The organism is Peptoniphilaceae bacterium AMB_02 (assembly GCA_036321625.1).
In the GTDB taxonomy this organism is placed as follows: domain Bacteria; phylum Bacillota; class Clostridia; order Tissierellales; family Peptoniphilaceae; genus Microaceticoccus; species Microaceticoccus formicicus.
On the sequence record CP143259.1, the window covers coordinates 876,621 to 892,162 of the forward strand.

The window sequence follows — 15,542 nt, forward strand, 5'->3', positions numbered from 1 at the left end:
TAAAAAAGGAGGGAGAATATATGAATAAGAAGTGGATTGCACTTCTATTAGCACTTGTAATGGTGTTAACATTTGTTGTAGGTTGTGGAACAAAACCTGCTGAAGATGCAAAGAAAGAGACTGAAAAGGTTGAAGAGAAGAAGGAAGAGCCTAAGGAAGAACCTAAGGAAGATGCCAAAGAAGAACCTAAAGAAGAACCTAAAGATGAGAAAAAGCCAGCGAGCGGTGAAACTCAGTTTATCTCTATAGCTACAGGTGGAGTTGCGGGTACTTACTATCCTCTTGGTGGTGCGATGGCTACAATCTTAAACGATGCCGGTCTAGGATTACAGGCAACAGCTCAGTCAACAGGAGCATCTGTAGAGAACGTTGAACTAATCACTAGGGGAGATGCAGAAATAGCATTCGTACAAAATGACGTAACATACTATGCTTATAACGGAATCGAAGCCTTCAAAGACAAGGGAGAAATGAAGGACATAGCTGGAATGGCAACTCTATATCCGGAAGTAGTACAGATAATAGCTAGAGGCGATTTAGATATTAACTCTGTCGAAGATCTTAAAGGTAAGAAAGTTGCAGTAGGAGCTCCGGGTTCAGGTACTGAGGTTAACGCAAGACAAATACTTGAAATTCACGGATTAAGCTATGATGATCTTGCTAAGGTTGATTATCTATCCTTTGCAGAAGCAACCGACCAGTTGAAAAACAAACAAGTAGATGTAGCATTTGTAACTGCTGCAGTACCTACTTCAGCTGTAACAGAAGTTTCTACTACTGCAGATGTAAAATTAGTACCTATGGATGAAGCTAAAATCAAAGAACTTAGCGAAAAATATCCATACTACATCCAAGTTGATATCGAGCCGGGAGACTATAAAGGCCAAGAAGAGAAAGTTGTAGCAACCGCAGTAATGGCAATGCTTATAGTTCCAAAGAATATGGACGAAGACTTAGTTTACAATATGACTAAAGCCATCTTTGAAAATACAGATGTTATTGTAGAAGCACATGCCAGAGGAAAAGATATTACCCTTGAAACAGCTCTTAGCGGTATGCCGATAGATGTTCATCCAGGTGCTCAAAAGTACTTTGATGAAAAGGGAATAAAAGCTGATTAATGGATAATAATAAAGAGGAAGTGAGGAGTTTTCCTCCTTCCTCATATTTTTTATTTATTTTAGTTATATTAATTGCACTTGCAGTATTAATACTGACTCCTGTAAAAATACTTGTGGCAGAAAATTTTGAGTCGAAAGAAATCTTAACATTTTGGAAGATAAGAGAAGATGACGACTTAGCCATTTCCTATACCCATTCTGTTGAAAGAACCGAAGTGTCCGAATGGTATAAAGTCAAGAATTCCAAGCTTGTTTTGATGGAAGAGCATTTTAGTTCATATGGAGCGGGACTGCCTGCAGACAATACTTATCCTTTCAAGATTACAGATAAAGGATTTGTTATTTATGATATAAATAAACCGATGGATGAAGTAATATATAGAACAGGAGCTGTTAGGGCAAATCACAGACTGAAAATAAATAATGAGGATGTAGCCTTTGTTAGTTTTAGCAAAGCAAGAGAAGCTGTATGTTTTAAGATAATGGATATTAATTTGATGAGGTATTTAATAGGGAGGTGTAGGAATTGAATGAAGAAAACAATCACAATCCTCTAAATGATAATCCGGAAATGAAATCAGAAGATCCTATAGAAACTAAAGACGAAACAAAAAAAGAAGATGTGGAAATTTCTATTGAAGATCTGATACCTGAAGATACTGATGTCGATGAGTTATTGGATAAATACGATAAAGATAGTTCAAAACTAAGAAAACTCACTGGACCAATAGCCTTAGCAGTTAGTGTGGTGGCAATTTTTATGTCACTATTCCATCTGTATACTGCATATTTTGGAACACTATTGTCCATGAAACAGAGATCTCTACATATTCTGTTAGCATTCGTTCTAGGACTGGCATTATATCCGGCTACAAAACGCAGTAAAAAAGAAAGACCTACTATAATAGATGTTCTACTGATGGTCTTAGCCGTAATCGTATTTGGATATATATTTATGAATGTCGAGACAATTGCCATAAAGGGCGGACAAATGACCAAGATCGACTATGCATTCGGAGTTATAGCAATTTTATTAACACTTGAAGTTACTAGGAGAGTTGTTGGACCGGAGCTTCCAATAGTAACTATTGTATTTTTATTATATGCATATTTCGGTAGAAAACTTCCGGGACTTTTTGCTCACAGGGGCTTTAATGTACAGAGGATAGTTTCACATATGTACTTGACTACTGAAGGTATAATGGGAACACCTATTGCCGTATCGTCAACTTTTGTATTTATGTTCATCTTGTTCGGATCATTCTTAGACAAGACCGGGGTAGGTAAATTCTTTATAGATTTTGCATTTGCCTTAACGGGAAGTACAAAATCAGGACCGGCTATGACTTCCGTACTATCTAGTGGACTAATGGGATCAATATCAGGTTCATCTGTAGCAAATACGGTTACTACAGGTGCATTTACCATTCCGCTGATGAAGAAAACGGGATATGAACCTCATTATGCGGGTGCAGTTGAAGCGGCATCTTCTACCGGAGGACAGATAATGCCCCCTGTAATGGGAGCTGCAGCATTTATAATGGCAGACTTTACCGGGTTTAAGTATGTTTCAATAATTAAAGCAGCACTTATACCGGCTATTCTTTACTATATTGCTATTGGAACCATGGTTCACTTAGAGGCTTCTAAAAAGAATCTGAAAGGTCTACCTAGAGAGCAATTGCCAAAGATGAAGAATATATTCCTTTCGACAGGATACTTGGTAATACCGCTAATTATAATCATTTATATGTTGATTATGCAGTACACACCTACTTATGCTGCTCTAGTTGGAATCTTTTCGGCAGTTGTAATAGCGTCAATAGTATCTATAATTAAAAAAGATAAGTCGTTTACTTATAAATCTTTGCTGGATGCACTCGATTCAGGAGCTAAGGCTGCACTAGGCGTTATTTGCGCCTGTGCCTGTGCAGGTATGGTAGTTGGAGTAGTTACACTTACAGGATTTGGACTTAGAATTGCTGAATTAATTGTTAAGATTTCAGGTGGAAACCTGTTGTTGACACTATTTCTAACCATGATCGCTTCGATTATATTGGGAATGGGACTTCCAACAACTGCAAAATACATCGTACTTGCAACTATGGCAGTACCCGCTTTGACTAAGTTAAATGTAAACTTAATGGCAGCACATTTATTTATACTCTATTTTGGAGTTGTTGCAGACGTAACACCTCCTGTCGCTCTTGCAGCTTATGCCGGGGCGGGAATTGCGGGGGCAAACTCCATGAAAACGGGGGTACAAGCCTTTAAGCTGTCTATGGCGGCCTTTATTATACCATATATCTTTGCACTTAATCCGGCACTCATATTGGTTAAGGGGACAGTGGGAAGTACTATTGAATGGTTACCGTTTACTGCAGCATTGCCTAATATAGCAACGGCCATAATCGGTATAATATGTCTAGGTGGTGCTATGGAAGGGTACCTGTTCTACAAGGCTAAATTCTATGAACGGATTATCCTGTTAGCTGCTGCACTTTCATTGCTAGTACCTGGATGGATATCTGATATTATAGGAATAGCAGTTATAGTATTATTGTTCTTCTTGCAGACTAGAAGAAAGAAAGCAGATATGGCTGCAAGTGCATAAAAAAAGCCCGCAAGGGCTTTTTTTGTACTATTTATTAACCATGTAGCAAGCTACGAAATGATTAGGTTCTGTTTCAATAAGTTCAGGATCTGCTTGCGTACATTTATCGAAAGCGTATGGACATCTTGAAGCAAATCTACATCCCGGTTTCGGGTTGATAGGGGAGGAGATTTCACCTTTCAATAGTATTCTCTCTCTCTTACGTTTTAAAGACGGAACCGGAATTGCAGATAATAATGCTTGTGTATATGGATGCAGCGGTTTATCAAAGAGTTTATTCTTTGGAGCTTTTTCAACCAATTGACCTAAGTACATAACAGCTATATCGTCAGAGAAGTGTTTAACTACTGAGAGGTCATGTGTTATAAATAGGTAAGTTAAACCAAATTCGTCCTGTAGATCTTGCATCAGGTTTAATATCTGTGCTTGTATCGATACGTCAAGGGCAGATACCGGTTCATCAGCAACTATAAACTTAGGTTCAAGTGCCAAAGCTCTAGCAATACCGATACGCTGTCTTCTTCCTCCGTCAAGTTCATGCGGGTATGAGTTGATAAGTCTATCAGCTAGTCCAACTCTATCCATAAGACTCTTTACAGCATCTGCCAACTCTTTTGAGCCTTTTACTTTATTGTGGATGATTAGTGGTTCTCCTATGATTTCTGAAATACTCATTCTAGGATTTAATGAGGAGAATGGGTCCTGGAAGATAATTTGCATATCTCCACGCATTTTAACCATCTCTTGCTTGGAAAGATTAAATATATCTTTTCCATCAAATTCTACTCTACCATCAGTGGCATCTAAAAGTCTTAGTATAAGTCTTCCAATTGTGGATTTACCACATCCCGATTCTCCTACCAGACCAAGAGTATCACCTTTGTTGATAGTAAAGTTTACTCCGTCAACTGCATGTAGTAGTCCTTTAGGTGTATTAAAGTATTTTTTAAGTTTTTCAATTTTTAGTATGGCTGTCATTATTCTTCCTCCCATAAGTTCTTATTAGGGCCAAACATATGACATTTAACAATATGTTCATCTTCTATCTCTGTATACATAGGATTCTCTACACTGCAAAATTCTTTTGCATGAGGACATCTAGGGTGGAATCTGCAACCTGATGGTAAAACAGTTGGATCCGGCATTAATCCCTTAATCGGCTCAAGTCTATCAACATCTGTATCCAAACTAGGTATTGAACCAAACAGACCCTTTGTATAAGGATGAGATGGATTTTCAAATAGCTTTTCTATAACTGCATACTCAATTATTTCTCCGGCATACATTACGGCGACCTTGTCACAAGAGTCGGCAACTACTCCCAAGTCATGTGTAATCATAAGCATGGCAGTATTAAATTCTTCCTTAAGATTTCTCATAAGTTCCAAAACTTGTGCTTGGATGGTTACATCAAGAGCAGTAGTAGGTTCATCAGCTATAAGTAGTGTCGGATTACAGGCAAGTGCTATGGCGATGATTACCCTTTGTTTCATTCCACCTGAGAACTGATGGGGGAATTCATGGTATCTTTCACCGGGTATACCAACCATCTCGAGCATTTTCAAGGCTCTTTCCTTGGATTCTTTCTCGTTTAGCTTTTGGTGGATTTGAACACCTTCGGCAATCTGATCTCCAACTGACATTACCGGGTTTAATGAAGTCATTGGATCCTGGAAGATCATTGAGATTTTGTTACCTCTAATCTGTCTGACTTCTTCCTCTGTCTTTGTAAGTATATTTTCTCCTTCAAAGAGGATTTCTCCGCTGATTATTTTTCCGGGCGGATCAGGTACCAGTCTTAGCATACTAAGTGCTGTAGTTGTTTTTCCGGCGCCTGTTTCTCCTACAAGACCCATGGTCTCACCATAATCTATACCGAAATTTAATCCGTTTACGGCTTCGACTGTACCTTCTTCTGTTATATAATGGACAACTAAGTCCTTAATTTCTAAAATTCTTTCTCCCATAAGATCCTCCTTTATTGCTTAAGTCTTGGGTCAAGAGCATCTCTCAAACCGTCACCTAACAGGTTTAATGCTAGAATAGTAATTACTATAGCCAATCCCGGGAAAGTTGCCATATGAGAGGCATTTCTCATATAGTTCCTCGCGTCGGCCAACATAGCACCCCAGTCAGGTTGTGGTTTTGGAACGCCAAGACCTATAAAAGCAAGTCCTGCAGTAGATAGTATAGCACCTGCAACTCCCAGAGTACCTTGAACTATAATTGGTGCCAGTGAGTTTGGCAGTATGTGTTTTCTTATTATTCTTGCATCGGAAGCACCTATTGCTCTGGCAGCTTCAATAAATTCTTCATCTTTTACTTGCAGTACAGAGGCTCTAACAATTCTTGCATAAGATGGGATAGATGAAATACCTATGGCTATCATGAGGTTAAAGAGGGTAGACCCGAGCGCTGATACAATTGCAATCGCAAGCAGTATACTTGGGATTGCAAGAAATATATCCATTGCTCTCATTATAAAGTTGTCGATTCTACCACCATAAAATCCTGCTATTGCTCCAAGGAAACCACCTATGACAATCGCAAAACTCACTGCAACGACCCCAACGGCGAGCGAGATACGGGTACCATGTACCAATCTGGCAAAAATATCCCGACCAAAGTTATCGGTTCCAAGCCAATGAGCTGCTGAAGGACCTTGTAGTCTCTCTTTTGTGTTTTGTTTAATTGCTATATCGTTATAATCCGCAATCTGATCGGCAAATACCGCTACTAAAATCAATGCTAAAATTATTGCTAAACCGACCATGGCCATATGATTCTTTTTAAGTCTTCTCCAAACCTCTCTCCATGGTCCTCGTTTCACTTGTTTAGTGGATTTAATATTCGTATCTGTTTTTGACATTAATATCCTCCTTATCTATACTGGGACTTGATTCTAGGATCAAGATATGCGTATAGGATATCTACAAATAAATTAACTATACTGAAAGTTACGGAAAGGAAAACTACAGAAGCCAGTACTGTCGGAGTATCCTTTCTTTTTATTGCTTCAACTAAAAGTCTACCTACTCCAGGCCAAGTAAATACCGTTTCTGTAAGAACAGCACCGCCTAAAAGATAGCCGAATTGAAGTCCTATAACTGTAACTATTGGAATAAGTGCATTTTTTAGAGCATGTTTATTGATTACAACACTTTCTGCAACACCTTTTGCCCTAGCGGTTCTTATATAATCCTGTCTTATTACCTCAAGCATCGAAGATCTTGTCATCCTGGTGATAATAGCTGCAACTCCTGTTCCAAGTGTAATAGCAGGAAGGATTAGGTGTGCCAAGGTACCTGATCCACCGGAGGGGAGCATTCCATACCGTACTGAAAAGAACAGTATAAGCATCAAACCGAGCCAGAAGTTCGGCATCGATACCCCTAAGAGTGCAAGTATCATGGTAGAGTAGTCCATAATGGAATATTGTTTAGTGGCTGAGATTATACCAACAGGTATACCGATTAAAACTGCAATTATTATTCCCGCAATTGTCAATTTTAAAGTTGCAGGGAATCTTGAGAATACTTCATGGAATACAGGTTTTTTAGTGTCGTAAGATCTACCGAAATCACCGGTAAGAGCTTTTCCTACGAATCTTGCGTACTGAACGAGAAAGTGGTCATTAAGTCCCATCTCTTCTCTCATTTTATCTACCTGTTCCTGAGGGGCATTTTCCCCTAATGCTATCTTTGCGGGGTCACCGGGTGTTAAATACATTATGAAGAATACAATGAAAGTTACACCTAGAATTACCGGAATTAAAAGAAGTAGTCTTTTAATTATGTACTTATGCATTTCGTCACTCCTTTTACATGATAAATAATAAAGGGCCCTTGAAAGGGCCCAGTTGACTCAATTATTGAGCTTTTTCAACAGTGTACAGTCTATGGTGTCCTGCTGGATGTAGTTCGAACCCTTTTATAGTTTTTTGGATTCCAGCATTTTGGTTCTGGAAGTATAGGAAGATTTGAGGAGCTTCTTCTACTATAATTTCTTGTGCAGGTTTGTAAGATTCTAATCTCTTTTGAGGATCACTTTCTTTTCTTCCAGCGTCAAGTAGCTTATCTACTTCAGCGTTTTCGAAGAAGGTTCTATTTCCAGCACTACCTTTTTGGCTACTGTGGAATAATGCGTATAGACCGTAGTCAGCATCACCTGTTACAGTTACCCAACCAAGTATAAACATGTCGTGTTCACCAGCTGCTGTTCTGTCTAGGTAAGCACCCCACTCAACGATATCGATTTCAGCTTTAACCCCAACTTCAGCCAATTGAGCTTGAACAAGTTCAGCGATTTTAACTCTAACCGGGTTGTCATTTGTCCAGATCTTAGTTTCAAATCCTTCACCTTTACCCGCTTCTTCAAGAAGAGCTTTAGCTTTTTCAGGATCGTAGTCATATGACTTTAATGATTCGTCATATCCGAATACCTTGTTATTGATTGGTCCGGTTGCAGGTTTTCCTGATCCTTCCAGAACTACCTCGATTATTTCTTCTACATTTACTGCATGGTTAAGAGCTTTTCTAACTTTAACATCAGTAAATGGCTCTTTTTGAGTATTGAATCCGATATATGCAGTTGAAAGTGATTCGTCATCGATCAATTCAAGCTTGTCATTATTTCTAACAACGTCGAAATCATTTGGCTCTATATCATAAGCGATGTCAATTTCGCCTGTTTCAAGACCAATTGTTCTGGTTGCATTTTCAGCAACGTTTTTAATAATTAGAGTTTTAAATTTAGGAGCTCCTTTGTAGTAATCAGCAAAAGCTTCCAGTGTGACTTTATCACCGGCGTCTTGGCTTACAAATTTGAAAGGACCGGTTCCTACAGGATTACTAACATAATCATCACCAGCTTCAGTTACAGCTTTTTCATTTAATATTGAAGATGCAGTATGAGCTAAGTGAGCTAGTATTGGTGCGAATGGCTCTTCAAGTTTAATAACTACAGTGTGATCATCTTTAGCTTCAACTTCTTTAACAAAACTAACGATATGTCCTGTACTAGCAGACTCTTTTTCTCTATTAATTGAGAAAGCAACGTCAGAAGCTTTTAATTCTTCTCCGTTGTGGAATTTAACGCCAGTTCTTAGTTTAAATTCCCAAGTAGTTTCGTCGATTTGCTTCCAAGATTCAGCAAGACCCGGTTGTAATTCCATATTAGTATCTTGTTCTACTAATGTGTCATAGATCTGCTTATTAACTCTTGATGAAGGTTGGTCGTTTGTCGCATGAGGGTCAAGTGATTTAGGATCAGCACCTTGAGCTACTATTATAGTACCTTCACCGGCATCTCCGGATGGAGCAGGTTCTTCTTTCTTGTCCTCATCCTTCTTTTCTTCGTCCTTCTTTTCTTCATCTTTTTTCTCGTCTACTTTTTCAGTAGTCTCTTCCTTTTTGCCTTCATCAGCAGGTTTAGTAGGGGTACATGCACTTAGAAATACAGAAAATACCATTACTAAAGCTAAAATAAGGCTTAACTTTTTCAGTCTGTTCAAATCTAATTCCTCCTTTTTTTGGAATAAATTTACATAGTGCAACCAAAACATTATGCATTTTTACTCCGGTTGCTGAACTCATTATATAATATTAAAAGAAATTTAGCAACAATGATTTAAACGTTTTCATTTAGCTATATGCTTATTCCTTGAGAAATACGTCAATTTCGTATAATAATACTATTATGAACTGTTATATCTATTAGTAATAGTTCTTTAATGAATTATCACAAAGTAACAATAATTGAAGTACAAAACGATATTTTTTAGAGTGATGATACAGCTATGATTTACTTTAAGATTAAAAATAAAAATTTAAAGCTTATATTTATGTAAGATTGGATGATAAATCATAATGCAAAACTATGATATATTAACAAAAATTATAAAAAACACTCAAATTATAAGTCAATTATTACAAAAAAGTTACAATGTAACAAAACGTAACCAAATTGTAACCTTTCTCTTGACATAAAAATGCAAGTAATTTATCATTTACTATAAGCTTAAATCTTAAAAACCTTTGGGAGGTACACTGTGAAAAAAGGAAAGATAGGCTTAGCGGTTGGTTTATTGGCAATAACATCATTTGCCGGATTAAAAGCACCTGCTGTTAAAGTAGTTAATACAGAGGCAGCTAGACCAATCGATAAGTCAGTGATTGAAGAGTATGCAAATAAGTCAAAATCGAATATTGTTTATAAAATTAATGATAAAAAAATTGTAAAAGCAGAAGAGTTCAAGGAAATAAAGAGCAATGAACTACATGAAGTAAGTGATAATATTACTTTAGCCGCTGCTAAAACTGAAACCATGGTTAAAAAGCCTGAAACAGTAGCTGTAAACAATCCTATCGAAACGATAGATGTCGTAGAACCTAAAGCAGATGAAGTAGTTCATCTATCAACTGCAGAACCAGATGAAGAAAAAACAGTAGTGAGTAATGAAGAAAAATCTTCCGAATTAGACCTTGCAGAAAAAACTGAGTCACTAGAAAATAATGAAACTCAAGAGTTTTCAGAAGTAAAACCAGGTGATGAAACAGAAGCTGAAACAGATGTTGCGAAAGAAGAGACAGTATCACTTTCAGTAAAAGGCTTTATAAAAGAAGATGTTGAAGTAAAAAGCGGAAGAGGAGACTCAGCTCAAGTTATCGGCGTTCTTGATAAAGGACATGAAGTTATCGGGGAAGCTCAAAACGGATGGGTCAAAGTAAGTTTTAATGGTATGATAGGATACATATCCGAGTCGCTTTTAAGTACAACTGAAGCTGTTCTTACGGATGAAGAAGAACCTAAGACCGATGAGAATAAAGAAGTAAAAGATACAGAAGATCCGAAGGTAGAAGAACCTGAAGTTCCGGTAGAAACACCTGTAGTTGAGGAACCTGTAGTTGAGGAACCTGTAGTTGAGGAACCTGTAGTTGAGGAACCTGTGGCCGAAGAACCAAAAGTAGAAGACCCTGTGGCAGAAGATCCAAAGGTCGAAGAACCTGTAACTGAAGAGCCTGTTCGTGATAATGAAGTATCAGGAGATGCTATTACCAATATAGTAAATGCAGCAAGATCCTTAGTAGGTTCGAGTTATGTATGGGCAGGAAGTTCCCCAGATGTTGGTTTTGACTGTTCAGGGCTAACTTCATATCTATATAGAGAGTATGCCGGAGTTGAACTATCCAGAATAACGACGGGTCAAGCCGGAAATGGTTATGCTGTTTCGAAAGAAAATATACAACCCGGAGATATCATATTATTCCAAAATGACTGGTCAGATCATGTAGACCATGTCGGAATTTATGTTGGTGGTGGAAGTTATGTTCATGCAGCTACTGAAGAAAGAGGAGTAGTTATAGACAGTGCTGAAGGTTCATATTTCCAAAACAATGTAGTTGGAGTTAGAAGAATCTTAAATTAATAATAAAATACCAATCGACAGCTTAGCTGTCGATTTTGTTTTTTATTGTGAATGGGTTATAATAATATTAGCTCAATTATATTTTAATAAATAATTCATAAACGGAATTCTGAGTTGTTATATAGTTTTTCTTTATGAACTACTTATTCTACTAAGCTGTATAAGAATAATATAGCTAATTTTAAAAATGGAGGGATGGTATGACTGAAATTTTGAGAGGTAAACCGGTTGCGGACAAACTGAAAGGCGAAATCATTGAAAGAGTCGGCAAACTTAAAGAGAGAGGACATAATCCTAAACTTGCCGTTGTTCGTATAGGTGATAATCCAAATGATGTTTCATATGAGAGAGGAATATTAAAGAATTGTACCAATCTTGGAATTGAAACAGAGGTTTTTGAAAAACCGGTTGAGGTAACAACTGAAGAGATGCTTGAGTTATTTGACAAATTAAACAATGATGCAAGCATTTCAGGAATACTTTTATTTAGACCTGTTCCAAAGCATGTAGACGAAGAAGCCCTAAGATATGCTATAAATCCCGATAAAGATGTTGACTGTATGCATCCTATAAACTTAGCCAGAGTTTTTGAATCTGACTTTTCTAAGCTTGTTCCAGCCACTCCAATGGCTGCAATGAAAGTTATGGAATACTATGGTATTGAATTGGAAGGAAAGAATGTTGCAGTTATAAACAGATCATTAGTTTTTGGTAGACCAATTGCAATGATGCTATTAAGTAAAAATGCGACTCCAATGATCTGTCATTCGAGAACAAAAGATCTGCCACAAGTAACCAAAGATGCCGATGTAGTGGTAGTGGCAATAGGAAGAGCAAGATCACTCGGGAAGGATTATTTTAACGAGGACAGCATTATAATAGATGTAGGGGTAAGCGCTGATAAAGACGGAAAAATCGGCGGAGACGCTGATTTTGAAAGCCTGGAAGAATATGTAAAAATGATTACACCTGTTCCGGGTGGAGTTGGATCAGTTACCACTACCATCTTACTGGACCAAGTTGTAAAGGCTTGTGAACTACAAAATAGTTAATAATTTATAATTTAAAAATGAGTTCCCATTATTAGGGAACTCATTTTTGTCTTAAAAATTTCTAATCATCATCGTTAGTATCATCGTCCGAGTTTGAATCATCAGGATTTTCTTGTTCGTTTTTCTTTTTATCTTCTTCTTCCTTCTTCTTTTTCTCCTCTTCTTCTTTGGCTTTTTTCTCAGCTTCTATTTCTTCAGGAGTCTTATAAACAATTGGGGAATAGGAAGTAGGTGGCATCATAGACCAGTCTTCAGGTACTATTCCGTCGTTATCCTGAGGATTGTATTTAATAAGTCTGGTTATATAAGATCTTACAGACTTTTCTGAATCAGGAGTTTTTTCGGTAACCAATAAACCGTCATTTTTGTCGACTGTTCTCCAAACGTGAACATTACATTCTTTTTTAGGTTCGGTTCCCTTGACGAAGATTTCTTTCTTAACTACATCTCTATGATCTGCACGGCAAGCATCTGTTGGGAGCATACCTGATTTTGTACAAACTTCAACCTCAACTATATTGGATGGTTTAGAGAATGGTATACTTTGTTTTCCTTCAAGGATGGCTTTGTTTATAACGCTCCAAAGCTTTGTTGAATATATACTGACTTCTTTAAGTTTGAGCTGAGGATCGTCTGAACCCATCCAAACTCCAACGGTATAGTAGGGGCTGTAACCAACAAACCAAGAGTCTTGGTTTTCCGTAGCTGTACCCGAGGTACCTGTCTTTCCGGCTATTTCAAAACCTTCAACCTGTGCATTCTGTGCAATACCTTGTTGAGTGGTGGTGTGTAGAGCATCAGTTAATAGATAGGCCACTCCTTCGCTTAATACTTCTCTTGATTCAGATTCGTTTTCAAGTACCACATTACCACGTCTATCGGTAACTTTAGAGAAACTGAGTGGTTCTAGGTAGGTTCCTTTATTGGCAATCGTAGCATATGCTGCTGTAAGATCGACATTGGTTACTCCGTAGGTCATACCACCAAGGGCCATTGCCGCTGTATTTTCATCGTTCGTATATGGGTCTTCAGCCTTAGAGATAAAGTTATCAGCTTCAGGATTTAATCCATTTATCAAACCGAATTTTGTTAGATATTCTTTTGACTTTGGAATCCCGATTTTTTCGAGCGTTTTTACTGCGTTTACATTGGCAGATACTTCTATACTCTCTCTTAAAGTCATCAATCCTTTATAATTACCGTACCAGTTCACAGGCCAGATTTCATGTCTGTCATTATAATGAGGAAGATCGTCTATAATGCTGGCTAAGGTATAATCATTGTCTAGCGCGGGTGCGTAGACTGCAAGCGGCTTCATGGTAGATCCTGGTTGTCTAACTGATGTATAAGCTCTGTTTAGGATGCTTGATCCTGATTGTCCTCTTCCACCTATAATCGCTTTAATAAGGCCGGTATTATGATCTATTACGACAGTTGACGATTGAGGCTGCAATGTACCGGTTGTATCAATCGTATAATAGGATTTATTGAGCGTAATCACACCATCTGCTTCATTATAGAAATCTGGGTGTTCAGCCAAATAAGCTGAGCTTATAACAATTCTATCATCACTTGATAAGCTTAGCATTTCAGAATCTATTGAAATTGAAGATCTGGAATGCGTTTTTAAATCTCCATCTTCTGTCTTTGAATAAAACGGTTGTAGTATTATATTTCCTTCTGTATGTTTAAGTGATGATTGTTTAATATATAGATTTCCGTCGACGAATTCGTAATCGCCTGAAGGTATCATAATACTATCATTTTCATCGAGTATATTAGACTTTTTAAAATAGATTACATTATCATTCGCATTTGTAATATCACCGGCTTCATTTAATTTCCAGTCCAGGAAGTTTACGCCTGATTCATCTGCAGTATCTGAGCTAAGGATATTGGCTGTGAAATTAGCATATACCTCTTCTAATTTTCTCTGCATTTCTAAATCTATAGAAGCGGTTATCTGTAATCCGCCGTGATACAGTTTGTCCTGTGCTTCTTCTCTGGTGAGATTATATTTCTTCATGAGCTTGTCAGTTACTTGTGATTTAACCAAGCTGGTAAAGTAACTTGAAAGATCAGCCATTCTTCTTTCAGGGGGATTAAGAGCTGAAGCTATATCTTCATTAAGTGCAGATTGATATTCTTCATCGCTTATCATTTCTAATTCCTTCATTTTAAATAGTACATACTTCTGTCTATCTTCAAAGTACGGATTGTATACTGCAAAGTACTTCTCTCCGCTTAAGTTGATTTCACTTAAAACTCTTTGGTCGCCGGCGTCTTCCGGTGGAACGGTATAGTAAAGTGCGTAATCAGTCGGTGCTTTAGGAATGGAAGCTAAAGCGGCTGCCTCGGCTATGGTAAGTTCCGAGAGGTCTTTTGAAAAGTAAGTATTGGCTGCTGCTTGTACACCGTAAGCATTTTGTCCAAGGAAAACTCTGTTTAGGTATATTTCTAAGACTTCATTTTTATCGAGCGCTTTGTTCATTTTCATTGCAATGTATGCTTCTTTAATTTTTCTGTCCAATGATTTTTCGTCATTTAGATATAAATCTCTTGCCAACTGTTGGGTGATAGTAGAGCCTCCTCTAACGATACCCCCGGCAGAGATATTATCCATTACCGATTTTACAATACCAACTAAATCTACACCAATATGATTATAAAATCTTTCATCTTCTACTGCCACAAATGCATCCCTAACATGTTTAGGTATGTCGTTGATGCTCTTTACTTCTCTATACTCCACAGTCTCAATTTGTTCCAATAAGTCTCCGTTTGAATCTACAATGGTAGAGTTCTCACTCAGTGCTTCACTAATTTTGGATAAATCTATTGGTGGAGTTTCTTTTATTACTGCAATTACAGACGCCCCTACAGATCCTGCAAAAACAGCAACAAGCATAAGTAATAGGAGCACTAAAATTTTTATATATTTTAAAACTCTTTTTAAACCAGGTTTCATTAATACAACCCTCCTAAATCGTATTAGTAATTTATATTCAATAAATAATCTAATTAGCAAGACAGCTCTGTTATTACCTAAATCATAAAATTTATGCTTTAAACATAGTTATAGAAAATAACCTAACTGCCACTATCTAATATTGTAATATAAAAAGACATTAATACTAAAATATTAATAAATTAATTATAACATAAAGACGAGAGCATAGTCCATTATACCAAGATTACTTAATTGTAAGCTTTAGTAAAAATCATTAAATAATATCGACATATTATGATGGTATTGTTAAGATATTCAGTCAAATCTTTACCTATATTGCTAAAATTAACCTTAATCATGTATAATTGAAATGAGTAAT

At 37.2% G+C, this 15,542-nt stretch carries 11 protein-coding genes; 5 read left to right on the forward strand and 6 right to left on the reverse strand.

Annotated features, from left to right (window positions below; all coding sequences use genetic code 11):
- Positions 1–20: 20 nt before the first annotated feature.
- Genes VZL98_04225 through VZL98_04235 form a run of 3 tightly spaced genes read left to right on the forward strand, consistent with a single transcriptional unit; the run spans position 21 to position 3,735 of the window.
- Entirely contained in the window at positions 21–1,121 is a 1,101-nt protein-coding gene (locus tag VZL98_04225) for a TAXI family TRAP transporter solute-binding subunit (GenBank protein WVH64154.1), read from the forward strand.
- A complete protein-coding gene (locus tag VZL98_04230; protein WVH64155.1) occupies positions 1,121–1,651 on the forward strand; it encodes a DUF1850 domain-containing protein in 531 nt (176 codons plus the stop codon). Before VZL98_04225 ends, VZL98_04230 begins: the two co-directional genes overlap by 1 nt.
- Positions 1,648–3,735, forward strand: coding sequence for a TRAP transporter permease (locus VZL98_04235; protein ID WVH64156.1), 2,088 nt, complete (start codon positions 1,648–1,650; stop codon positions 3,733–3,735). The genes VZL98_04230 and VZL98_04235 overlap by 4 nt, the downstream gene beginning before the upstream one ends.
- A gap of 27 nt (positions 3,736–3,762) precedes the next feature.
- Here the strand turns inward: VZL98_04235 and VZL98_04240 are convergent, their stop codons facing one another.
- The 5 genes from VZL98_04240 to VZL98_04260 all read right to left on the reverse strand — a co-directional run bounded on the left by VZL98_04240 (position 3,763) and on the right by VZL98_04260 (position 9,247).
- Positions 3,763–4,713, reverse strand: a complete 951-nt coding sequence (locus tag VZL98_04240; GenBank protein WVH64157.1) for an oligopeptide/dipeptide ABC transporter ATP-binding protein — start codon at positions 4,711–4,713, stop codon at positions 3,763–3,765.
- Positions 4,713–5,702, reverse strand: coding sequence for an ABC transporter ATP-binding protein (locus VZL98_04245; protein ID WVH64158.1), 990 nt, complete (start codon positions 5,700–5,702; stop codon positions 4,713–4,715). The genes VZL98_04240 and VZL98_04245 overlap by 1 nt, the downstream gene beginning before the upstream one ends.
- Positions 5,703–5,713: 11 nt before the next feature.
- Entirely contained in the window at positions 5,714–6,604 is an 891-nt protein-coding gene (locus VZL98_04250) for an ABC transporter permease (protein WVH64159.1), read from the reverse strand.
- An 11-nt stretch (positions 6,605–6,615) separates the two neighbouring features.
- Entirely contained in the window at positions 6,616–7,542 is a 927-nt protein-coding gene (gene nikB / locus VZL98_04255) for a nickel ABC transporter permease (protein ID WVH64160.1), read from the reverse strand.
- Positions 7,543–7,603: 61 nt separating this feature from the next.
- A complete protein-coding gene (locus VZL98_04260) occupies positions 7,604–9,247 on the reverse strand; it encodes a glutathione ABC transporter substrate-binding protein (protein ID WVH64161.1) in 1,644 nt (547 codons plus the stop codon).
- Between the two features lie 537 nt (positions 9,248–9,784).
- Here VZL98_04260 and VZL98_04265 point away from each other — a divergent pair.
- Positions 9,785–11,161, forward strand: a complete 1,377-nt coding sequence (locus tag VZL98_04265; GenBank protein ID WVH64162.1) for a C40 family peptidase — start codon at positions 9,785–9,787, stop codon at positions 11,159–11,161.
- Positions 11,162–11,361: 200 nt separating this feature from the next.
- Complete coding sequence (locus VZL98_04270; GenBank protein ID WVH64163.1) at positions 11,362–12,213, forward strand: bifunctional 5,10-methylenetetrahydrofolate dehydrogenase/5,10-methenyltetrahydrofolate cyclohydrolase; 852 nt, start codon at positions 11,362–11,364, stop codon at positions 12,211–12,213.
- 61 nt (positions 12,214–12,274) lie between these two features.
- On the opposite strand, the gene VZL98_04275 is transcribed toward VZL98_04270, so the two are convergent.
- Positions 12,275–15,181, reverse strand: coding sequence for a transglycosylase domain-containing protein (locus VZL98_04275; GenBank protein WVH64164.1), 2,907 nt, complete (start codon positions 15,179–15,181; stop codon positions 12,275–12,277).
- Between the last annotated feature and the right edge of the window lie 361 nt (positions 15,182–15,542).